The organism is Pseudomonas sp. 1 R 17, from assembly GCF_900067035.1.
Classification (GTDB): domain Bacteria; phylum Pseudomonadota; class Gammaproteobacteria; order Pseudomonadales; family Pseudomonadaceae; genus Aquipseudomonas; species Aquipseudomonas marginalis.
In genome coordinates this window covers 269129-290313 of record NZ_FKLB01000058.1, presented here as the reverse complement: position 1 = coordinate 290313, position 21185 = coordinate 269129, and the positions used below count along the sequence as shown (strand labels likewise).

Genomic DNA, 21185 nt, shown 5'->3' with positions numbered 1-21185 from the left:
GGAGCACGAATCATGTTGCCGATCCGCCGCGACCTCCATTTTGCCCTGCCCGCCGAACGCATCACCGACTGGCACGAACAGGGCCCGTTCATCACGCATTTCTTCAATGCCTTGTCGCTGCTGTTCCCCCAGGGCGAACTGTTTTTCATGGACAGCGTGCGTCACTACCGCCAACGCGTCGACGATCCGGCGCTAAAGAAACAGATCCAGGGATTTATCGGCCAGGAGGCCATGCACAGCCGCGAACATGTGGCCTATAACGACCTGATGCAAGCAGCCGGGCTTCCGGCGCACACCCTGGACCGTCGGCTTAAATTCATTCTCGATCTGCAGAAGAAACACTTCGCACCGTCGTTCAACCTGGCGATCACCATTGCCCTTGAGCACTACACGGCGATGCTCGCGGAAATCCTCCTGAGTGACCCGTCGCGCTTTGGCGATTCGCTCAAGGGCTACCAGCAGATGTGGTATTGGCACGCCCTGGAAGAGACCGAACACAAGGCCGTGGCCTTTGATGTGTGGAACACGGTGATCAAACCCGGGCCCAAGCGTTACCTGCTGCGCACCGGAACCATGCTGACAACTACGGTGTTTTTCTGGCTGGTGGTGCTGGATTTTCATGTGCGGCTGTTGATTGCCGACCGCAAGGCGGGTGGGCACCTCAAAGGCTTCTGGCGCATGTTGAAATTTCTTTATGGCCCCAAGGGCGTCTTCCCACGCATGCTGCGGCCGTGGTTGCACTACTTCAAACCCGGCTTTCACCCCTGGGATCACGACAACCGTGCACGCCTGGCGGGTATCGATCGCTTGGTCGAGGAGATCGAACAAACCCAACGCGGCTACTAGACCTGCGCCATGGCCGCACGCTGGCGCACAAAGCTTTCCAACTGGTCCCCCGGCAGTGCCTTGCTGAAATACCAGCCCTGGATAATCAGCTCGGCGCCGGTGTTCAAGAAGGCCAACTGCTCGGCGGTCTCAACGCCCTCCACCACCACGCCCAGGTTCAGCGCTTCGCAGAAACGCAGCATGCCGGTCAGGACCTGGGCGCCCTTGGGATCGTGCTGCGCCACCACAAAACTGCGATCGATCTTGATGAAGTCCACCGGGAACTGGTGCAGGTAACTCAAGGCCGAAAACCCGGTGCCGAAATCATCGATATAGACCTTGGCGCCGATGCTCTGCAGTTTCTGGATGTTCTGGCGCGTGGCAGGGATATCGCTGACCAGCGCGTCTTCGGTGATCTCCACCGATACCTGGCCATGGGCCTGGGCGAGGATCTCCACCAGGCGCTCGCCGTGGGCGGCGTCGGTCAGGGTGGCGCTGGAAATATTGATGGTCATCGGCAGGGTAAAGCCGAGTTTCTGCCATTTCTGGTATTGGCGAATCGCCTGGGATGCCACCCACATATCCACGTCCGGCATCAACCGCGCCTGGGCCAGCCATTGCAGGAACTCCCACGGTGAATGCACCGTACCCTGGGCATCGCGGGCGCGCATCAGCGCTTCGCAGCCAGTACACAGCCCGGTGCGGGTCGAGACCTGGGGCTGGTATTCAAGATAGAACTCATAATCGCTGATCTGCTGGATGCGATTCAGTTCATTGGCCTGGCGCGCCAGGGCCTTGTGGGAAGCCAGGACCGGGTCCAGTTCGCGCAGCCGGCCTTTTTCTTCCAGGCCGCGGAAGGTCATGTCCAGGGACTTGAGGTACACCGTGCCACCTTCGGCAGCCTGGCGATGAATCGCGCGCACATAGGGTGCATACACCAGCGTGCCCAGGCCCAGGAGCGTCACTTGCAGCGCGACTGCCGCCAGGTCGCCATGAGTACTCAGGTAGGCATTGAGCAACACCGGTGCGGTAAACGGGACGCTGGCCACCGCCGGGGATACCCAGCCCAGTTGCACCACGGTAAGCGCCACCGTTGCGTTCAGCGCAGGCACCAGTAGAAACGGAATGAACAGACGCGGGTTGAGGATGATCGGCAGGCCGAACAGCAGGACTTCACTGACGTTGAACAGCGAGAGCGGCAAACTCGCCACGGCCACCAGGCGCATGGACTGGCTCTTGGAAAACAGCAGGATTGCGATCAACAAACACAACGCACCGCCCGAACCACCGATAAAGGCAAAGCTGCCCAACAGGCCGCCGTTCAGCACATACCTGATTGGCTCGCCCGCTGCCAACGCGGCGCCGTTGAGCACCACGGCCTGGTCCAGCACATCAAACAGCGGTTGCATGGCATAGACGCCGTGAACGCCGAAAAACCACAACAGCGAGTTCATCAGGGTGACAAACAAACCGCTGCCGTAGGGCGATTCCAGCGCATCGAGCACCTGGGGGCCCTGCAACTGCGCCACATAGGGTATCTGCAACAACAAGGACAGCGCTGCCACCAGCGCCAGGGCGGTAATGGCCCCTGGCACCACCATATTGATCGTGCCTCGCAGGTTGTGCCCCACCAGGTCTTCGTTGACCAGGCGCGTCCAGCGAAAACGGTGCAGCCAGGCCAAGGCCGGTACATTCAGCAGCGGCGAGGCAATAGCAATAAACAGCAGGAAGGTGGCCGATGCCCGGGGATATTCCCGCAGGATAAACGTCGCCAAGACCACATGGGCCAGGCACAGGAACGCCACCGGCAATTGCGGCAGGCGGTGCTGGATCGCCAGCATGTAGCCAATGGAGGCGGCCACCAGCCACGGGATCACCGAACTGATCTGATTGTGCAACCCCGCCAGGAAGCTCACCACCTGCGGGCTGCAGCCCAACACCCGAGCGCATTCGGACAGGATCAGAAAGGCCGCCGACACCAGCAGGCACGGCAAGATCCACAGCAGCCCTTCGCGGATCGCTCGCAACGAATCGGCACTGGCCAAAGCGGCCAGGCGCTGGGTAAAGAAAAGTTTGAACAGCGTTTGCGCCATGACCCATCCCTCTGCCCATCGCCCGCTGCCCTTGGAAAGCAGGGTCGGAAGCACCGGGGCTAACGCTACACGTCCTGGCACCGGGAGCGAAAGTCCTTTGCCATGGGTATCGGTGAATTTCCAGCAATGAGTGACAGTCAAAGCCGGGCATCTCCAATAATTTAATTTTCTGATCTGGACCGGTCCTGGAATCTGCTTCAATACCCGTTATCCGTGTTGCTTATGCACACACGGCTTGCCTCGCGCCAGAAACCGAGGCCTGGTCCCACCTGATTTGGAGCACGCCCTTGTCACCTCCCGGCGATAACCACCAGCTCGCGCTGGATCGATTCCTGAACGAACATCCCGATGTGGCTGCCGAACTGAACACCCTGAACCCACTGGCCGCTCAGGCCAAGGGTGAAACCCTGGCACAGTACCGCGCCGAACGGCTGCATGAAGCCTTCGAGGCAGAAGCAGAACGCCAGGGTTTGTTTGCCTGGGAGCTGACCCTCAGGCTGACCAGCCAGTCCCCTGCTGACTTCGAGGCGCGGCGCCTGGAAGTACACAAGGAAGTTGCCCAGATGGCCGGCTTGAGTTGGACCGAATACTGCCAACTGCATGATTTGGCTGATTGACACGCCCACTACACAAACCAGTAGCGCCGTCGTCTATTCATCGCTTCGCACAACTCCTCGACGGCAATGGTTCGGCACTCAGGGTCCAGGGCCAGCGCAGAACGCAATGCCGGCCAACACCGCCGAGGCAATTGCCGAGGCCTGGACAATGGCTGATCCGACTGATGCTCGCCGGGGCGCCGTCCCTGGGCGAGCTCATAGATTACGCAGGCGGCGCCATACAAGTCGGCCCTGGCGGAGATGTTTCCCCCGGCCACCAGTTCCGGCGCCGCATACCCGGGCGTCCAAGCCTTAAAGCGACTGCGACTCAAGGTGGGCAGCCCCGCAGCCTGCTCCGCCTCGGCATGGCCCAGGCCGAAATCGAACAGCCGCACTCCCTGCTCGCCCAGCATGATATTGGCCGGTTTCACATCGCCATGCAGAACGCCCTGCCTGTGGGCATAAGCCAGTGCATCCAACAGTTGCAGGGCGATGGGTTGCAACTCCCGCCACGGCAATCCATACGGGCACTCCGAGAGGATGCGGTCAAGGGTCCTGCCCTGCAGCAATTCCATGGTGAAGAACGCAACCTGACGCGGAGTATCGACCTCGAAAGCGTACGTTCTGACCACGTGATCGTGCCGCAGGCTCCGGGTCAGGGCAAACTCGCTGTACAGCAATACATGGCCGTCGGAAGATTCGGCAAGCGTATCGCCCAACAACTTGAGAGCCACCCACGCGTTGGGCTCGCCGAACGCCTCGTGCAGCATATCCCGGGCTCGGTAGACCACTCCCATGCCACCGCTGCCCAATAGCCGATCCAGCTGATAGCGCCCCGCAAGCAGTTTCGGCGGGCCGGCGACCTCGCTCATGGCTGGACTACCACGGCCGTCAGGTCATCCTGGGCCGCCCCCCGTAGCACGTCGGAAAACAACCGATCCACTACCTGGCGGGGCGGCCCCACACTCAGGGCGCTGCCCAACTCGCCATGGCTGAGCCCCTGATACAAACCATCGCTGCACAATAAAAACACATCCCCAGGTTGGGTAATGAACTCCAGCACCGCCAGGCTCAATGGCTGCCGACCACCAATGGCACGGGTCAGCGCCCTGGCATCCGGATGCGCCAGGGCCTGTTCCAGGCTCAACTGCTGCTTGTCCATCAGTTGCTGCCACAGGGAATGGTCCCGCGACAGTTGGTACAAACGTCGTCCCCGCCAAAGATAGCAACGGCTGTCCCCGACCCAGATGCAGGCTGCGCGATTACCCTCCAGCAGCAACGCAACCACGGTGCTGCCCATGATGCCGTGGGCAGCTTGTTCCGTCGTGGCTTGCCCCATTTGACGGTCGAGCCATCGCAAGCAGCGTCGTATGGCATCGATCCGTTCGTCAAAGCTGCCTTGGTCGGGCAACGAAGCCAGGCTGCTGATGACCCAGTGGCTGGCCAAATCCCCAGCCAGATGCCCACCCATTCCGTCCGCTACCGCCCAACAACCGCGCCGGGGGCAGTCGAGGAACGCATCCTCATTGCGCGCGCGTGTCTTGCCTCGCGCCGTTCGCCCGGCGCTGCACCCATCGGCATGCACATGCCTCACAGTTGCTCCGGCAAACGGAAGGTGCGCCAGTTCGCCATCTGAAAAGGACCAGGGTTGCGATGGCTGTTGAGCAGGAAGGTGGCACGCGTGCCAGCGAGCTCAGCCTTGAGCAGCCGAGAACCCCGGCCACTCCCAGGCTCACTTTGCATCAGCTCGAAAAACCGGAACAACGACCAGGGACCAGCGTTTTTTTCCATACCCAGCGGCCGCTCCGCCCCCCGCTCCAGCACCAGGCTGCTACGGCCATCGTCCGCCTCGCCTGGCCACTGGAAAGCCATGGGCACGATCGGGCCATGGCGGTATTCAAGGTGTTGATCACCAATGCTCAGGATCGCTCGGCTAACCGCCTGGTCCAGGCTATAGGGGGCCAGCGTGAAGCGAACCGCCCACTCCCCCTGGTCCTCAGTAAAAAACCCCTGGCGAATCACCTGGGCCTTCGTCAGCTGGTCCAGCAATGAGCGCGACAGCGCCAGGCTACGGCCATCCAGGCCGCGTAGACGATAGCGACCGGACTCGGCACTGACAAAGGCCCGCAGGTAGCTTTCATAAAAGCGCGCCATGCCACCCCGCGGCTTGAAAAAGTCCTGGAAATCGCCAAGGGCAACATCACTCTCGGACCGTGGGTTGAATGGGTACCGACGCTGGATCGCCTTGGCGTAAAAGCCATAGACCTCACTTTGGTAACGCTGATTTATATACACATAGGCATCATCGAGCAGCAGCCGCCAACTGTCATCGGCAATGCCTTCAAACCACCCCTTGACCGGCAACGGCAGGCGCCCGGCAGCATCCCGCAGATTCCCCAGCAATGGCTGCTGCCCTTCCATTCGTTGCCTGGCCATCATGAATGCCGCCTGCCCTGGGGTAGCTTCGCGGTTAAGGGCCGCCAGTTGCAGATGCCATTCATCGAGCAGCCGCAACGCCTGCGTCAGTTCAGCTCCAGGGTTCTGATCCGCGTCCAGCAATTGGTGCAGGTGCTCGAACCGACGCTGCAGTGCACGCCGGGCAGAATCAGGCTTTGCCTGCCCATGCAACGGGCTGGACAACACGCTGGAAGCGCTGGTCTCGAGCTCGCCGGCGGGCGGGCTCAAGGCCTCAAGGGGGTCGTTGGTCGACAGCAGGCGTGTGTTTTCCCGAACCTGTCGCAACAGCTGCACCAACGGCGACTGCGCTGACGCCAGGCTGGCAAGCCCGTCAGCATGCTGGCTCAGGCTGTCACTTTCCTGCAGGCGCACCTGGCCGATGGCTTGGCTCCAGGTGTCGGCGTACTCACTGAAATAACGCTGCTCGAGCTCCAGCATCAATTGGCGCAAATCCAGGCTGCTGAGGTCTGCGTCCTCCCCAAGTACCCAGTTGTCCTGAGCAATGGCATTCACCAGCCGAGAGCCCTGCCTTTCGAAATACTGCACATACCGCCGGGTATAGAAGCCGGGGATGGGCTGCTCGATCGCTGCGAACCCCTTCCCCTCGGCCAGGCGCAAGGGCTCAAGGTCACGCGCCTGGTCACGCAGCGCCCGATAGACCACGCCCGCCAACGATTCGCCGCGCAGTTCCTGGCGGGCCTCGGCGACCAGCTCAACGTTCAAGGGCATCGCAAAGGGGCGCTCAAGCAGCCGTGCAAAATGTGCATTCAATCGTTTCTGCACCGAAGCATCACCGGCATAGCGCACAGCCCAATGAACGGCCACGCGTTGCGCCAGCCAAACCTTATCGCGCCGCTCGCGAAGACTGAGCATCAGGTAAGCCCGCAGGATGTCCAAAAGCCCCTCGCGGTCGCCAAGGCTGGCCCGTAGCTGTTCTTCAAGCATCGTAGATACCAGCGGCAACAACTGCTGGTGCAGCAAGTCTTCATAGGCACTGACCAACAGTGGCCGACTCGCCTCCCCTTGATACAAGCCGCCCCGCTCCACCGCACGGGCATCCGCCAACGCTGGAAACACTTGGGTCGCAGCCAGGCGGTCGTCCAGCACACGCAGGAGCACCAGGGTATCGTCCAGACCGGGTGACGCGGGCGGCTGTGGCTTGAGCAGTTGCGCCAGTTGCACCAGCCGCTGGTGATTGATCGAATAACTGTGTGCCCACAGCCACCCTGCCGCGACAATGACCAGGGAGGCGGCCAACGCCAGCAACCCTTGGTGTCGACGGATACGCTGTCGTTCCGGAGTTTGCAGCCCGGCGAGATTGGCCTCGGCAAAAATCACCCGGTTGAACAGGCCCTGGACGAAGTAGGAACGCCTGTCGGCAGTCTGCGCACTCGTCAGGTAAAAGCCACGCAATCCGTTAATACGCTGAAAGCGATGAGAGGAGAACGCAGACTCCACAAACAGGCACAAACGTTCACCGATTTGCGCAGCCTGCCGAGGAAAATCGAGCATCAGCCCGCGACGTTCGATATCGCGTTCCTGATGCAAACGCGCAATCAGCTCTGCTCCAAGGCGTTGCAGAAACGCCTCAAACGCTTCGCGAACCTGGGTGATCGCGGTACCGGCCGGACCTGTTGCCACGGGTTCTCCGAGCAGGGCTTCGGCGCCGTCGTCCTGGGACGCATCAAAGAACTCGACAAAGCCCGGCAACCGGTCAGCCTGGGTCAATACCAGATAGATCGGCACATCCACATGCAGCATCTGCTGTACGTCCTGCAACCGGGTGTGCACGTGGCGCGCATGCAGGTCCAGGTCGCGATCATTGCTGCCAAGCAGCGTCTCCACCGCCAGCGTCACCACCACGCCATTGAGCGGGCGAGCCCTGCGCCGCAATCTGAGCTGGTCCAGAAACGTCGCCCAACCGGCCCCATCCACGGCACTGTCGGGTTGGGCCAGGTAGCGCCCTGCGCTCTCGACAAGGACAGCTTCGTCGGCGAGATACCAATCAAAATACTGGGTTGCGCCCGGTGCCATCGCTTCCTCCCGATCCAGTGGGAACTGCGATCCGCAGGCGGCCAGCAGACAGGTTCTGCCGCTGCCCTGCTGGCCGAGCAACAGATACCACGGCAAGTCGTTGCGCCAACGCTCATTGCGCTCGCCATAACGACGGGAGGTTTTCAGTGTGTGCAACGCCTCCTTGAAACGCCCCCGCACCTGCCTCCGCTCTTCGTCAATCAACCCCTTGCGTTGGTGGCGCTCCTGGTGCTCGCGCCGATTCAATCGTGCGGTACGGCGTGAGTCGACCATGACCATCGCTAACCCCCACAGCAGGAATAACCCGCTTATGGTCAACAGACGAGCTGGAGCGCCCTGCCAGAAACGATGGTCGTCCACCGCCAGCAATGGCCCGAAAAACCACACCAGCAACGCGCTGGCGAACACCACAAACAGGCTCCAGACCCAAGTCTTGCGCAGCGCCGTGCCCACGCCCTTGAAGAATGCGTTCATTCATTGCTCCCAGCGTTACAACGGCGACCGTGTCTGATCCGACGCCAAAGATTGAAAAGGTTGCAGCACCGCCATGCGTTCATTGCCCAATGCCCAGGCAAAGCCCAGGTACATGGCCAGCAAACAGGCGAGCGTGAAGACGACGACCCCGGCAGGGGAAAAGATGCGCAGCCCGGCACCCGGTGCCTGTGCTGCGGCAGCGGGCACAGACATCGGCGGGCGCTCACCGCGCACATGCCGGATCTGTCGATACAAGCCATCTCGTACCGCTTCCAACTGCGGCCCGCCCCGCTCCATGACGCGGTATTTACCTTCAAACCCCAGTGACAGGCACAGGTACATCAACTCCAGCATTGCCAGGTTCTTGACGGGGTCGCGGGATAAGCGCTCCAGCAGTTGGAAGAATTTTTCGCCACCGAAGGTTTCGTTGTGAAAGCGGCTCAACAGGCTGGATTTCGACCAGTCACTGCGACTGCCCCACGGGGTAGTGACCACGGCTTCGTCAATAACGCTGCACAGCACATAGCGCGCCGACATGACCTGCCTGTCCTCTGCACCCTGGTGCAAGGCATACGCTTCAAACGCCGTGATCCCCGACGACAACCGATCATTGAGGGCCTGCAAGCTTTCCCGGCCGGAACTGCGCTTGAGTCGAACGACCTGCGACAAGAGTTCCCAGGCGGCGGCCACCAGGACGTTGGGCCCGATCTTGAAACTCTGTGCCCCTTGCAGGCTGGCGGTGTAGATCATCCGGTCTTCCAACCGTTCGAAGCGCGGTGGCGATGGGAAGTCCGTCACCGGCGCCCCTGCGGGCGCGCGACCATCGAGGTCAAGCAGGATAGTTTTTTCGTCCTGCGGGTATTCGCTGTCCATTGTCATGGCATTCAGTTCCTGATGGCCCAGAAATTGAGTTTGAGTTCGGCAAACTCGCCACTGGCGTGGAAGGCAAAACCGCCCGATTGCTCCAGCTGCGTGATATCACGGGCACTGAGTTCGAGCATGAAATAGGTCTTGCCGGCATGGAACGGGATCTGTCGGGGCGCCACCGGCAGTGGCTTGACCTTGATGCCGGCCAGATGCAGATTGACCAGCTCGCGGATGCGCTCCACGGAGCCGATTTTCAAGTGCGCCGGAAGGCGGTGGCGCAGCTCCTCCGAATCGCACTGGGCAGTTGCCGCCAGAATGAATGTTGCGCTACCCAGCAGTTTGAGATCACTCACCGGACAGACCAGCACACCATACTGTCGCGGCTCCAACGGGAGCTCAGTGGCGTGTTGTTCCAGCACCAACGACAGCACGGTGCGAATGCCTTCCATCAACCCACGAAAACTCGCCCCCTGCTCACCATGCTGGTAACGAGTCTCCAGTTGCGCGCGTTTGTTGTCGGTGGCGAACGTCGACAACTCGCCGAGGATCGACAACAACTGCCTGTACAACACCTCCGGACGTACCTGGCTCTGACTCAGGAAGTGACGCAACACCAACTCGGTTCGATTGATCAGCTGCAGCATCAGGAAATCGCCGACCTGGGCCCCCTCCGATCCACCACCTCCCCGGATCCTCGCGGCGATCGCATCGCCTCGGGTGCCCAGCAGACTCAGCACTTCCTTGATACATGACGCGACATAGCCTGAGCCCTGCACATGGATAAACGCCGGTACGAAATCCGCGTCCAGCCGCACGCCGCCCTCGCGAGTCGAATCCAGCACCCGGGCAACCTGGAGTTTCACCTGCAACGTGTCACTGGTTTGCTCCCCTAACAGCAATCGCAGGTCCGGGCGTGCACAGTTGATCCGGCAAAGGGAATCAAAGCCAGCATTCGAATCAGTGATCTCCGCTTCGCAGCTTACGTAGCGCGCCAGCACATCACTGTGCTCCTGCTGGCGCACTTCAACCTGATTGCCGATGGCCAACGGCAACGCCAGGTAAATGGCTTGCCCACTGGTGTGGGCAGGAACCTGCAACACCAATGGCTCCATTACGCTGCTCAGCTCGAACAAGCTGCCATCGGGAAATACACCGCTGGCCTGGTTGACGACTACCTTACCCAGGTTGAGGTACTGCACGTCGACGTCAAGGGTCAGGAATCCCCAACCATCAATGCCCAGCAAACGGGTACGGTTGAGTTGCTGGTGGTAGTAACGGTCGTTGTGCTGCAAGTGTTGGGGGCGCAGCAGCATGCCCTCCTGCCACACGACTTTATGAACCTGCATGTCTATCCTCCGACCTCCGGACTTGAGGGGTAACGACGCGAACCCCGGACTCGTCGAGCATCAGCTCGACACGCGTCAGGCGCTGCCGGGCGACGGGCAGCACAAGCCGCCATTGCACATGGGGCAGGTCCCGGTAGGCAGCCACCACCCCGACATAACGACTCTGTGGTTCGACACTGAGCTTCAGCGCCAACCGCTCACCGGGGCGCAGCTCCAACTCCTCGCTGTTGACCCAGTCCTTGGGCAGCGCCCGCTCCGCGCGGCTATAGAGGGTGAAGAAATCAGCGTTTTCGAAAGCCACCGGGTGCCGCAGCTCCAGCAGGCGCACCACGATGGGAGACGGGCGACCGTGAAGATCGCGGTTGACGCCTTCGCTGGCGCTCAACGCCATGTCCAGCTTGGTCAGGGTTGAATACGGTGAGACGCTGGCACACCCGGTCAGCAAGCCGAGTACAAACAGCATTGACAGAACGGCAGCTCGATACATGACAGTCATCCCGGATAAGCCGCATGCAGCGTGGCGACCAGGCGCACCTGCTCCGCGTAGGCTTTGGAAAATTCGTTACGCAACAGCTGCTCGCCCAAGGGTTGCTCGTCGATAAGGTGTCGGTAATGGCGCTGGTAGGCCCGCCAGTGGGCTCCATCGGTAGAGAACCTGGCCGGCATGTCCTGGCGCTCGAAGCACAGCAATAGATGGCTTGGTGCAAATGCCTCCACAGCGCCACGTATTGCAGCACGGCAAGCCACGACCAAGGCCAGCTGGTGGATTTGCATTTCCCGGAATGCCTGGGCGACCGCTACCTCTGCAGGCAGCGGGCCCGGCTCAGCGAGGCCCAACAGTGAGGCCAGGGCAGACGGGGTATCGGTGCAATCCTTCAAGGGGTTGTGACTCTTAATGGCAGGCACGGTCCAACCGAGGTTCAACTCGCCGTTCAGCTCATCGCGAGTACGCAGACTCTGCTGCAGCCCTTCGATGGTTTGCCTGAACAGGCCAGCCACCTTGATCGCCAGGGCTTCGCATGCCTGGGTATCGAGCGTATCCAGGGGCACGCCCATCGCGTCCGCGAACTGCGACCAGAATGGGGCACGACTGGCTGCAGTCACCTGGGCGGGTTGAGTCGAGGCCTCTTCCGTTACTGGCTCGGCCCATCTCGGCACGATCAAGTGATCCCGTTCCAGGGGGCAGTGGGACAGTGCGCAGGCCGCCCTCGCAGCCGAGAGTTTCAGCGCCTCCGGATCCCCGGGTGAGCTGCCATGCACCTGCTCGGTATCGAGTGCGTGCAAGGGGTCAAGCACCAAAAACGCGTCATCCGGAATCGTATCGTTGCCGAAAAACATCTGCCGGCCATTTTGTCTCCCGGGCGCCACAAGTCGTGCACGGATATCCACTGGCCCCAGTTGGTAGACATCACCCTCGCTGATCAGTCGTGCCTGCCCCTTGCACAAACGCTCCGCGCTGCCCGACACGCCAATGCCATTGCTGCTGATGTCGGTAAAAAAATACTGGCCATCCCGGTAACTGACCAGGCCATGATGACTGGAGAGCAAGCGACTGGCGTCGGGGATGACCCAGTCACAGCCGATCCCGCGGCCGATCACGCCGCCGACGCCGTCGAATGTCTTACAGGATGCAGGCTCACCGCTTCCGGTATTGCACACCTCTAACACTAGTTGCATGACAAGGCTCCGCTGTTCAATCGCTGCGACGTGTCGCCTGGGGGTCACCCAGCGGACGGTAGTCAGCGTCATCAAAAACGTAATTGGCGTTGCAGCCGCTCAACAAGCACAGGACAAGCCCCCAGGCTTTCCAAGTACGAAGTGGCATCAGGTATCTCCAATGAAAGTAAGGCCGGCGGCGAAGAGTGGAAGCCATACGTGCACCATTCAGCATCCCCCTCGGACATCGCCGCCAGGGATGTTCAAGCGTGTAAGTCGGTAAAGCAGGGTGCGGCGTGCGAGCCCCAACTCACGTGCCGTACGGGTCCGGTTGCCACGGTTCTTGTGCAGGCAGTCGATCAGGAATACCCGTTCAACCCGCTCCAGGCGCTGGCGCAACGTCGCGCCGACGGCTGCAGGGGTCGACCCGGGCGCCAGGGACAGGTGTTCAGGCAGCACCACTGCGTCGTCACACAGCAGTACCGCGCGCTCCACCAGACATTTGAGTTCACGGACATTCCCGGGAAAAGCGTGGCACGACAGTTGATCCAAGGCCGCAGCAGACCACTCCACCGGCGAGAGCCCCAGCGCAGCGCAGGCCGATTGCGAGAACTGTCGCGCCAACAGCAGCACATCTGCGTCGCGTTCGCGCAAGGCCGGCAATTCGATCGGGAACTGCGCCAGTCGGTAGTACAGGTCCTCGCGAAAACTACCCTCCGCCACCATTGCAGCCAGATCACGATGGGTCGCTGCGATAATTCGCACATCGACCTTATGGGCCGCATCGGCTCCCAACGGGCGAACCTCGCCTTCCTGCAACACCCGCAGCAGCTTGGCCTGGAGTGACAGCGGCATATCGCCGATTTCGTCGAGGAGCAACGTGCCGCCATCGGCGGCGTCAAATAGCCCCGCATGGTTACGTTCGGCGCCTGTAAAGGCGCCCCTGCGATAACCGAATAGCTCACTCTCCAGCAGACCCTCGGGAAAGGCCGCACAGTTCTGCACCACAAAGGCTTTGCTACGGCGCGCCCCGGCAGCATGGATGGCCCGTGCCACCACCTCCTTGCCGGTTCCGGTCTCCCCGCGCAGCAGCACCGTGCAGGGCGCATTCAGCACCTTGCCGATCAGCCGGTAGGTTTCTTCCATGGCTGCGCTGTTGCCGATCAGCCCATACTTCATACGCGCCGAGGGTAGACAAGGCCTGGCCTGGGAGCCGTTGTGCGGCGGACGCACACGTCGCAACAGCGCCAGTTGACTCAAGGCGAAGCTTGCCAGTTGGCTTAACGATGGTCCGTAGTCCAGGAGCAATTTCGACCGCTGGCTGGCGCACAGCAATAGACCGGCAACGGCCTTGTGGCGACCGAACAGCGGCAGGCATATCAACGAGTGCCAGGGCGTAGCTGTCGCGGGTAGAAAACCGCTTTCGTACACACTGTCGTCCAGGTTCTCCACGCTCAGGATGCTGGGATGGCCGAGCACGTGACGCAACAGTTGCTGATGCTGAAAGTCGGCGCCGCAAGCACCCTCGCCGAGGGGCAATGCGCCAGGCAAATACTGGGCAATCAAGTCCAGCCGACCCGTGACCTCGTCCCGCCAATATAACTGGCCGAGTTCGCATTCACTCAGTTGCGCAGCCGCGGCAACACACAGGCCTGGCAGCGTTGTCTCGTCACCCTCGATGCCCATTCGGGTGAACCAGGCCAACAACGTCTCGGCGTATGCCAGGGGCTGGGGTAAAGGGGCAAGCACATCGTTCATCATTGGCTGAACTCACAGATCGGCAGCCCGTCACCATCCAGGCAGGCGTGGGCCCGCGACAGCGGCTCACCCGTCGCCACCGCCCCAAGCAGTCGATCGACCATCTGCGGCAACAGGTGGATCTCGATCCATTGGTCGATGTACCGCGCTCCGCTGTCGCTATGGACGCACCGCTCAGCCATATGCGTGACCAGTTCGGTCGTATAGCTCAAGGCCAGCTTGCGTGACTGCAACCTTCGCCCAAGACGGTCAAGCTTGAGTCTTGCCAGGTCATGCAACACAGCGCCCATCAACGGGTAATAGGGCACGACTCGCATCCGGGCGAGCAGTGCCGGTTTGAAATAGTCGCGCAGCAGAGGGTGAATTGCGTCCTGCAGCACCTGGGTGCCAGGTCGTCGGCCGCCTGCACATAAGTCGATAATGCAATCGCTGCCCAGGTTGGAAGTCATCAGGATCAGCGTATTGCGAAAATCGATTTCCCGGCCTTCGCCATCATTGACCAGCCCCTTGTCGAAGATCTGATAGAACAGGTTCAACACCTCCGGGTCGGCCTTTTCGACTTCGTCGAGCAGCACCACCGAATAGGGGCGCCGGCGCACGGCTTCCGTCAGCACCCCGCCCTCTCCATAGCCGACATAACCGGGAGGTGCACCAATCAGCCGAGACAGGGCGTGTTTTTCCTGAAACTCCGACATGTTGAGGGTGGTGACAAAACGTTCGCCGCCATACAGCAAATCACCCAGGGCCAGCGCCGTTTCGGTCTTGCCCACACCACTTGGGCCCACCAACAGAAACACACCGACCGGCGCATCGGCCTTGTTCAGTCCGGCAGCCACCGCGCGCAGGTTGCGGTCAAGCGCCTGTATGGCAGGTTCCTGGCCGAGAATGCGCGACCGCAGCGCATCGGCAACCCCCAGCACCGATGCACTGTGCTCAAGGGACAGTTGTTCAACCGGAATGCCCGTCCAGGTACTGATGACCTCTGCCACCAGGCGAGGGCATACGCGCACCGGCTCCTCCAGTGCGCGCTGTGCAAGCCAGCGCTGCTGCCGATGTTGACGTTCGCTCTCGACAGCCGCCAAGCGCAGGCCCAGCGCTTGCGCAGACTGCTCATCAACTGGCAGCCCCGCATCCCTGTCTCGATTCAGTGCCTCGCGCTGGCGCGAGCCTTCAGCCTGTTCGGTACACAGGCGTTCCAATGCCTCGGGCACCGTCAACTGGTTGATGCGCGCACGTGCGCAGGCGGTGTCCAGCACATCCACGGCCTTATCGGGCAACTGACGCCCTGCCAGGTAGCGGGCGCTCATCTGCGCCGCCGCGACGACGGCATCGTCACGTATATGCACGCCATGGCTGGATTCGTAGGCCGGGACCAGCCCGCGCAGGATCGAAGTCGCCTGTTCAACGCTGGGCTCGCCAACCAGCACAGGCTGGAAACGCCGCGCCAAGGCCGGGTCTTTTTCAAAGTATTTCTTGTATTCGCCCCAAGTCGTAGCCGCGACGGTCCGCAACTCACCGCGGGCCAGGGCCGGCTTGAGCAGGTTGGCGGCATCGCCGGCCCCCGCCCCCACCAGGGTATGCGCTTCATCGATAAACAGAATCACCGGTGTCGGCGCGGCATTCACCTCGTCAATCACGCCGTTGAGACGCCGCTCGAACTCGCCCTTGATGCTGGCACCGGCTTGCAGCAGTGCCATGTCCAGGGTCAGCACACGCACACCCTTGAGTGGCTCCGGCACCTGCGTGCTGGCGATGCGCAGGGCAAGGCCTTCGACAACCGCGGTCTTGCCCACCCCGGCCTCGCCGACAAGGATCGGATTGTTCTTGCGCCGCCGCATAAGGATGTCGATCAGTTGGCGGATCTCACCCTCGCGACACAGCACCGGGTCGATACGCCCTTCCTGGGCCTGGCATGTCAGATCATGGGTAAAGCGCGCCAGCAGTGACTCGCCGCCTGCTGCCGGGCAGATGTCAGGCCCCTGGTCCAGCACAAACCCGTGTATACGCTGTGCATCCAAACGGCTCAACAACGCGTGATAGCCGGTGCCTGCGTGCTGCAGCGGGTGGCGCAACAACGCCAGTAACAGTGCACCGTGGTCCACGACGCTCTGGCGCAACTCCAGATGGGCAACCATCAACGCCTGTTGTAACCACTGCACGAGGGCCGGGGCGAACACCGGATTACGCGTGGCACTTGCCTGCCCCTTGGGCTGCAGCGTTGCTTGCAGCGTCTGCGCCTCGATCCCGGCGTCGGCCAAGGCTCGTATCAAAAGCCCGCTGGGACGTTCCAGCTGGGTCAGTAGCAGGTCTTCCACCAGGACCTCCCTGCCACCTCGCGTCACGCAACGTTCGGCCGAGCGCTCCAGGTCCTGACGGACTGCGGGCGTCAATGTCAGGATCAGCTGTTGCAGGTCTACATTCATCATGATCATTGTTCCCTAGTGAGCATTGCTGGCCACGATGACCGCACCATCGGCGCACTCGTGTGCCAGCCAAGTGGTCCACCCCAGCCTGCAGACATTGTGTTCACCCACGTGCAACGGCCTGATCGCCTCCTTGGCCAGCACCAGCCGCAGGTCATGCTCCAGCGGGTCTCGTGCAGCCAGTCGCACCAACGAACACAGCAGTGGATACTCCGACCCCGTCGGCAAGAAACCATGGAAGCGCTGCCAATCCAGATCCTGTATATGCACCCGGAACTTACCGTTGCAGTCGGTGATCCGGCTTCCCAGTACCTGGTCGAAGCCCAACAGGCTGTTGGCACAGCCAAGCTGGTTCAACTGCGGGGGAGCAATGGCAACCGTGCGTTCCACCCATTGCTCTATAAACACGCGCTCATGCTCGAAGTAGTAGCGCAGCACTGTCTCGATCACCGCCGCCGAGTGCGCCCGCAGGCCAAGCAACCCCAGGTAGGGCAACAGTCGCTTGCAGTCCAACTGCGCAGTGGTACGGATGCGCTGGCCCCTCAACCCGATCAACGCAAACATCTGCTCGGAAAAAGCATCACGCGCCTGCGCCTGGAAACACGCCTGGTAGCGGTATTTGCGCCAGATCGGCAGCATCAGCCGTTGCAGACGATGGTGAAACAGGTCCAGGAAGTCTCGAGTCGCGTGGCCGCCCGCTCCATCGGCACACGCCTGCTCACCGTAAAAGGCCGGCAAGGGTGAACCTGCGCCACAGAGGCCCAGGACATTGAGGCGAAGACGCGCACGCAATTGATCGTGTTCAACAAAAAACTCCAACCGGTCAATATCGTGACCGGGAAAACCAAGACCCGGGTTGGCCTGAAACTCCAGCCGCTCATAGAGTGCGTTGTCATCCAGTAGCGGATGGGCATCGCGCAGGCGCTTGATCACCTGCGAAATCGCCTGGAACAGCGAATATTCACGGATGGCACGGCACAGTTGCTTCAAAGCAGGGGCTGCTGCCCCATCTGAGGTGGCCATAGGTACACATCTCCTTGTGTGCTGATGACACGCAGCTCGTGGTAGGCATTAAGGCTGGCATAAAGCGCGAAGAACTCGTTGAGCACCGAGGCGAACAAAAACGCTTCGCCCGCCCCCAGAAAACCTTGGGAATCAATGCTCAGGTCGACCCGCAACCCTCGAAGCGGCATGCCCCGGTGCAAGCGGTCGACGGCCGTATGGCTGATGGATCGCAAGGCCCCCAGCCTTCTCTGGCTGACCTTTTTCGCTTGCAGATCGTGGTAACGCGGCACGTCATAGGTTTCGAGGACCACCTTCAAGACATTGATGTCGCTCAGTGACAAATAGTTGAGCGACATGTTGCTGATAAGTCGCCAGAGAAAGTCCTGGTCCAGGGGCGGTGCAAAACTCGCAGTCGGCGCGCAGATATTGCGAAATGACAAGCCCTCCGGTGTCTGCTCACAGGGCTGATTGATCTCCCCTGCCTGCAATTGCCGAGGCAGGTTGTGATTGGTGCATGTCAGTTCGATCGACAGCGTTTCCTGGGTATGCCCCCGCCCGTTTCCGAACCCCAGCCAGGTATCGAGCCCGGCATGATGCGCCGAAGCACGCTGACGAATGCTGTAGCTGGTGGGCGCTGCCGATGCATCGATAACGCCGTCGTGCTCAAAGGATTCAAATGGTACGTACGCCTGATACCCCAGCCCGCCAGGGCGCCAGCCCGTGACCTTGTCGACGGAAAATACACAGGCGTTTGCGCGCGCATATTCCCCAGGAATCAACAGGTATTCGTCCTGCTTGCCATCCAGGCGAATCGGCACCGCATCATGTTTGAACAGGTTGACGATGGGCGTGCAGTACAGCCTCACGTTGTCCAGCGTGGGGCATCCGGTTGCCTGGCACCGGGTGCGTAACTTGAAGCACAGCCTGACGCTGCAGATTTGCTTGAGTACGTCCTGGGGCAACCGCTGCAACGCATCCAGGCCACGCACATCGACGAACAGGTACTTTTCAGGAAAGGCGAAATACTCCTGCAGATGGCGGTATCCACGAAAGGTATTCTGCGGATAAGGCATCAGCGCATGCTCCTCCGCGAACCCCACCGGACTGACCTGATCGCCACCCAATTGCAACAGCAGGGGCTGGCCATCAGCCCCGCTGACCGCAAGCCCATCACCGCCCAATGGCAGCAACTCGATACCCTCAACCTCGCGCAACAGGCTCAGGTACAACGCTTGACTGATGTAGCGGTCTCCCGACAAATGCAGGCGCAATTGATCGAACGCACATTCGCTGAAATTGCCTTCGCCGCCCATGTCCAGGCGCAGGCTCAGCAACGCCTGCTCTCCCTGGACGCAGTACTCCAGCGCGCTCAGTTGCAGCGGCAAGATGCAGGTGGCGTAGCAGGTTCGAAAACGACAGCGTTCACCATTGACCGCAGCGCTTTCGACCGGTGTATCCCGTGCGACCATCACACCGGGCCCCGCATGTTTCAACGGATCGAACTGCAGGATACTGAACGCCGGTATGGGCCGCATGTAGTTGGGCCACAGCAGATGCATCAAGGAATGAGTCAGCTCAGGCAACTCGTCATCCAGCTTCTGGCGCAGGCGACCGGTGAGGAAAGCAAAGCCTTCCAGTAGTCTTTCCACATCCGGATCCTGACCGGCCTCCCCTAAAAAGGGCGCGAGAGCAGGATTGCGCTCGGAAAAGCGCCGCCCGAGCTGTCGCAACGCACTGAGTTCGCTCTGGTAATAGTGGTTAAAGGACATCAGGCAAGACCTCAACCTGTCCAGCATCCTGCAGGCGCGCGGTGAACACCACGGGCTGCGTCACACCGTCAACGCAGAGCGTGGCGTCAATGGCAAACGCCAGCGCCAGAGGATCGTCACCACAAGGCAACGCCCTCACGTGCGTATCCTTCAAGCGGGGCTCATAGGCCCGGATAAACCGCTCGATCAACAAGCGCGACTGGCTCAATGACTCATGCAGACTCTGGCTCGTGTCATTGAGATCCGGCATACCGTAATCCTCCAGTGTCTGCACACTGCCAGCGCGGATGCTGAGCATCTTTCCCAGATGAGCTGCGACGGACGTCACTGCACATGATGATTTCGCGGCCGGACTTTCAAGTCGCTCGAAGAGGCTTTGGTTACGGGTCATCCCTTGGCCCCTGCTCATTCTTTGTCGAGCTTGCCAACCAGGGACAGGGTGAAATCCGCCCCCATGTATTTGAAGTGCGGTCGCACACTCAGGTTGACGCGGTACCAGCCAGGCTCGCCCTCGACATCACTGACAACGATACGTGCCGCCCGCAATGGCCGCCGCCCACGCACTTCGGCACTGGGGTTTTCCTGGTCTGCCACGTACTGGCGAATCCACTTGTTGAGCTCCAGCTCCAGGTCAGTACGCTCCTTCCACGAGCCCAGTTGCTCCCGTTGCAGAACCTTGAGGTAATGGGCCAGGCGGTTGACCACCATCATGTAGGGCAACTGAGTGCCCAGGCGGTAATTCAGCTCGGCCTCCTTGCCCTCGGCACTGATGCCGAAACGCTTGGGCTGTTGCACCGAGCTGGCGGAGAAAAACGCGGCATTGTCACTGCCCTTGCGCATCGTCAAGGCAATGAAACCCTCTTGCGCCAGTTCGTATTCGCGACGGTCGGATACCAGCACTTCAGTGGGAATCTTGGTTTCGATTTCGCCCATGCTGTGGAAGTGATGCAAGGGCAAGTCCTCCACTGCGCCGCCGCTTTGCGGACCGATAATGTTCGGGCACCAACGAAACCGCGCAAAACTGTCGGTCAATCGTGTGGCAAAGGCGTAGGCGGTATTACCCCAAAGGTAGTGCTCGTGGCTGTTCACCACGGTTTCCCGGTAGGCGAAGGTCTTGACCGGACATTCAAGGGGATCGTAAGGCGTGCGCAGCAGGAATCGCGGCACCGTCAGCCCGATATAACGGGCATCTTCGCTCTGGCGAAAGCTATGCCATTTGGCGAACTGCGGACCTTCGAAATGATCCCTGAGATCCTTCAAGTCAGGTAGATCGGTGAAGCTTTCCAAGCCGAAAAAAGTCGGCCCGGCGGCCGCGATAAACGGTGCATGGGCCATGCAGGCGACCTTGGAAGCGTATTGCATCAGCTTCACATCGGGGGCGCTGGGGGAAAGAAAGAAGTCAGCGATGATTGCGCCCACAGGTTGACCGCCGAACTGACCGTACTCCGCACTGTAGACGTGCTTATAGAGCCCGGACTGGATCACCTCGGGTGAGTCTTCGAAGTCATCCAACAGGTCTTGCCGAGAGACATTCAGCAGTTCGATCTTGATGTTTTCTCTAAAGTTGGTGCGCTCGACCAACAACTGCAGGCCTTTCCATGAGGATTCCAGGGCCTGGAAGCGCGGGTGGTGCAGAATCTCATCCATTTGCCGACCGAGCTTCTCGTCAATCTCCGCAATCATCCGGTCAACCAGGTGTTTCTTGACCGGTTCCCCGCTGTTCTGCGGCTTGATCAGCTCTTCGATAAATGCCGAGACGCCACGCCTGGCTATGCCGTAGGCCTCATCATCCGCACTCAACAGAGTCTGGGCGATGATGTTGTCGAGAATGCTGTGCTCGTCAGTGATGAGTACGGGTATCGAGGTGTGTTGAGTCGTCATG

Annotated in this window: 17 protein-coding genes; 2 read left to right on the top strand and 15 right to left on the bottom strand. The window is 60.8% G+C overall.

Translation table 11 applies throughout. From position 1 onward, the window contains the following. The first annotated feature begins 12 nt into the window (after positions 1-12). Entirely contained in the window at positions 13-846 is an 834-nt protein-coding gene (locus tag BFP99_RS22250; protein WP_065927136.1) for a metal-dependent hydrolase, read from the top strand. Here BFP99_RS22250 and BFP99_RS22245 read toward each other — a convergent pair. Then, positions 843-2918: a PTS sugar transporter subunit IIC/EAL domain-containing protein gene (locus tag BFP99_RS22245; RefSeq protein ID WP_065948211.1), complete on the bottom strand. Its 2076-nt coding sequence runs from the start codon at positions 2916-2918 to the stop codon at positions 843-845. The genes BFP99_RS22250 and BFP99_RS22245 overlap by 4 nt on opposite strands. A 287-nt stretch (positions 2919-3205) precedes the next feature. Here BFP99_RS22245 and BFP99_RS22240 point away from each other — a divergent pair, with 287 nt between their 5' ends. Beyond that, positions 3206-3535, top strand: a complete 330-nt coding sequence (locus BFP99_RS22240) for a DUF6388 family protein (protein ID WP_065927138.1) — start codon at positions 3206-3208, stop codon at positions 3533-3535. A gap of 8 nt (positions 3536-3543) precedes the next feature. On the opposite strand, the gene BFP99_RS22235 is transcribed toward BFP99_RS22240, so the two are convergent. The 14 genes from BFP99_RS22235 to tssC are packed head-to-tail and all read right to left on the bottom strand — an operon-like array spanning position 3544 to position 21184. Further along, positions 3544-4386 (bottom strand): serine/threonine-protein kinase, encoded by an 843-nt coding sequence (locus BFP99_RS22235; protein WP_065927139.1) that lies wholly within the window; start codon positions 4384-4386, stop codon positions 3544-3546. Further along, on the bottom strand, positions 4383-5099 hold the full coding sequence (locus BFP99_RS22230) for a PP2C family protein-serine/threonine phosphatase (RefSeq protein ID WP_074848182.1): 717 nt from the start codon (positions 5097-5099) through the stop codon (positions 4383-4385). Before BFP99_RS22230 ends, BFP99_RS22235 begins: the two co-directional genes overlap by 4 nt. Positions 5100-5104: 5 nt before the next feature. Next, on the bottom strand, positions 5105-8479 hold the full coding sequence (tssM, locus tag BFP99_RS22225) for a type VI secretion system membrane subunit TssM (RefSeq protein ID WP_065948210.1): 3375 nt from the start codon (positions 8477-8479) through the stop codon (positions 5105-5107). A 15-nt stretch (positions 8480-8494) separates the two neighbouring features. After that, positions 8495-9358, bottom strand: coding sequence for a type IVB secretion system protein IcmH/DotU (gene icmH, locus BFP99_RS22220; protein WP_065927142.1), 864 nt, complete (start codon positions 9356-9358; stop codon positions 8495-8497). Between the two features lie 5 nt (positions 9359-9363). Further along, complete coding sequence (gene tssK, locus BFP99_RS22215) at positions 9364-10692, bottom strand: type VI secretion system baseplate subunit TssK (RefSeq protein ID WP_065948209.1); 1329 nt, start codon at positions 10690-10692, stop codon at positions 9364-9366. After that, entirely contained in the window at positions 10679-11179 is a 501-nt protein-coding gene (gene tssJ / locus BFP99_RS32380) for a type VI secretion system lipoprotein TssJ (protein ID WP_083221242.1), read from the bottom strand. Before tssJ ends, tssK begins: the two co-directional genes overlap by 14 nt. A 5-nt stretch (positions 11180-11184) precedes the next feature. Further along, a complete protein-coding gene (gene tagH, locus BFP99_RS22205; RefSeq protein WP_065927189.1) occupies positions 11185-12369 on the bottom strand; it encodes a type VI secretion system-associated FHA domain protein TagH in 1185 nt (394 codons plus the stop codon). A gap of 16 nt (positions 12370-12385) precedes the next feature. Then, complete coding sequence (locus BFP99_RS33745; protein WP_074846997.1) at positions 12386-12517, bottom strand: type VI secretion protein; 132 nt, start codon at positions 12515-12517, stop codon at positions 12386-12388. Between the two features lie 59 nt (positions 12518-12576). Continuing rightward, a complete protein-coding gene (locus BFP99_RS22200; protein ID WP_065948207.1) occupies positions 12577-14109 on the bottom strand; it encodes a sigma-54 interaction domain-containing protein in 1533 nt (510 codons plus the stop codon). Beyond that, positions 14106-16532 carry an AAA family ATPase gene (locus BFP99_RS22195; protein ID WP_065948206.1) on the bottom strand — a complete coding sequence of 809 codons (2427 nt, stop codon included), beginning with the start codon at positions 16530-16532 and terminating at the stop codon, positions 14106-14108. The genes BFP99_RS22200 and BFP99_RS22195 overlap by 4 nt, the downstream gene beginning before the upstream one ends. Before the next feature lie 12 nt (positions 16533-16544). Next, positions 16545-17552 carry a type VI secretion system baseplate subunit TssG gene (tssG, locus tag BFP99_RS22190; RefSeq protein ID WP_065948205.1) on the bottom strand — a complete coding sequence of 336 codons (1008 nt, stop codon included), beginning with the start codon at positions 17550-17552 and terminating at the stop codon, positions 16545-16547. Further along, positions 17516-19303, bottom strand: a complete 1788-nt coding sequence (gene tssF / locus BFP99_RS22185) for a type VI secretion system baseplate subunit TssF (RefSeq protein WP_065948204.1) — start codon at positions 19301-19303, stop codon at positions 17516-17518. Before tssF ends, tssG begins: the two co-directional genes overlap by 37 nt. After that, entirely contained in the window at positions 19293-19694 is a 402-nt protein-coding gene (tssE, locus tag BFP99_RS22180) for a type VI secretion system baseplate subunit TssE (RefSeq protein ID WP_065927190.1), read from the bottom strand. Before tssE ends, tssF begins: the two co-directional genes overlap by 11 nt. A gap of 14 nt (positions 19695-19708) precedes the next feature. After that, entirely contained in the window at positions 19709-21184 is a 1476-nt protein-coding gene (gene tssC, locus BFP99_RS22175) for a type VI secretion system contractile sheath large subunit (protein WP_065948203.1), read from the bottom strand. Position 21185 lies beyond the last annotated feature (1 nt).

Coding starts and splice junctions, on each gene's coding strand:
- tssF (WP_065948204.1), bottom strand. CDS start 19,303: ATGTCCTTTAACCACTATTACCAGAGCGAACTCAGTGCGTTGCGACAG.
- BFP99_RS22250 (WP_065927136.1), top strand. CDS start 13: ATGTTGCCGATCCGCCGCGACCTCCATTTTGCCCTGCCCGCCGAACGC.
- tagH (WP_065927189.1), bottom strand. CDS start 12,369: ATGCAACTAGTGTTAGAGGTGTGCAATACCGGAAGCGGTGAGCCTGCA.
- tssK (WP_065948209.1), bottom strand. CDS start 10,692: ATGCAGGTTCATAAAGTCGTGTGGCAGGAGGGCATGCTGCTGCGCCCC.
- tssE (WP_065927190.1), bottom strand. CDS start 19,694: ATGACCCGTAACCAAAGCCTCTTCGAGCGACTTGAAAGTCCGGCCGCG.
- tssG (WP_065948205.1), bottom strand. CDS start 17,552: ATGGCCACCTCAGATGGGGCAGCAGCCCCTGCTTTGAAGCAACTGTGC.
- BFP99_RS22235 (WP_065927139.1), bottom strand. CDS start 4,386: ATGAGCGAGGTCGCCGGCCCGCCGAAACTGCTTGCGGGGCGCTATCAG.
- BFP99_RS22200 (WP_065948207.1), bottom strand. CDS start 14,109: ATGATGAACGATGTGCTTGCCCCTTTACCCCAGCCCCTGGCATACGCC.
- icmH (WP_065927142.1), bottom strand. CDS start 9,358: ATGACAATGGACAGCGAATACCCGCAGGACGAAAAAACTATCCTGCTT.
- BFP99_RS22245 (WP_065948211.1), bottom strand. CDS start 2,918: ATGGCGCAAACGCTGTTCAAACTTTTCTTTACCCAGCGCCTGGCCGCT.
- tssJ (WP_083221242.1), bottom strand. CDS start 11,179: ATGTATCGAGCTGCCGTTCTGTCAATGCTGTTTGTACTCGGCTTGCTG.
- tssC (WP_065948203.1), bottom strand. CDS start 21,184: ATGACGACTCAACACACCTCGATACCCGTACTCATCACTGACGAGCAC.
- tssM (WP_065948210.1), bottom strand. CDS start 8,479: ATGAACGCATTCTTCAAGGGCGTGGGCACGGCGCTGCGCAAGACTTGG.
- BFP99_RS22195 (WP_065948206.1), bottom strand. CDS start 16,532: ATGATGAATGTAGACCTGCAACAGCTGATCCTGACATTGACGCCCGCA.
- BFP99_RS33745 (WP_074846997.1), bottom strand. CDS start 12,517: ATGCCACTTCGTACTTGGAAAGCCTGGGGGCTTGTCCTGTGCTTGTTG.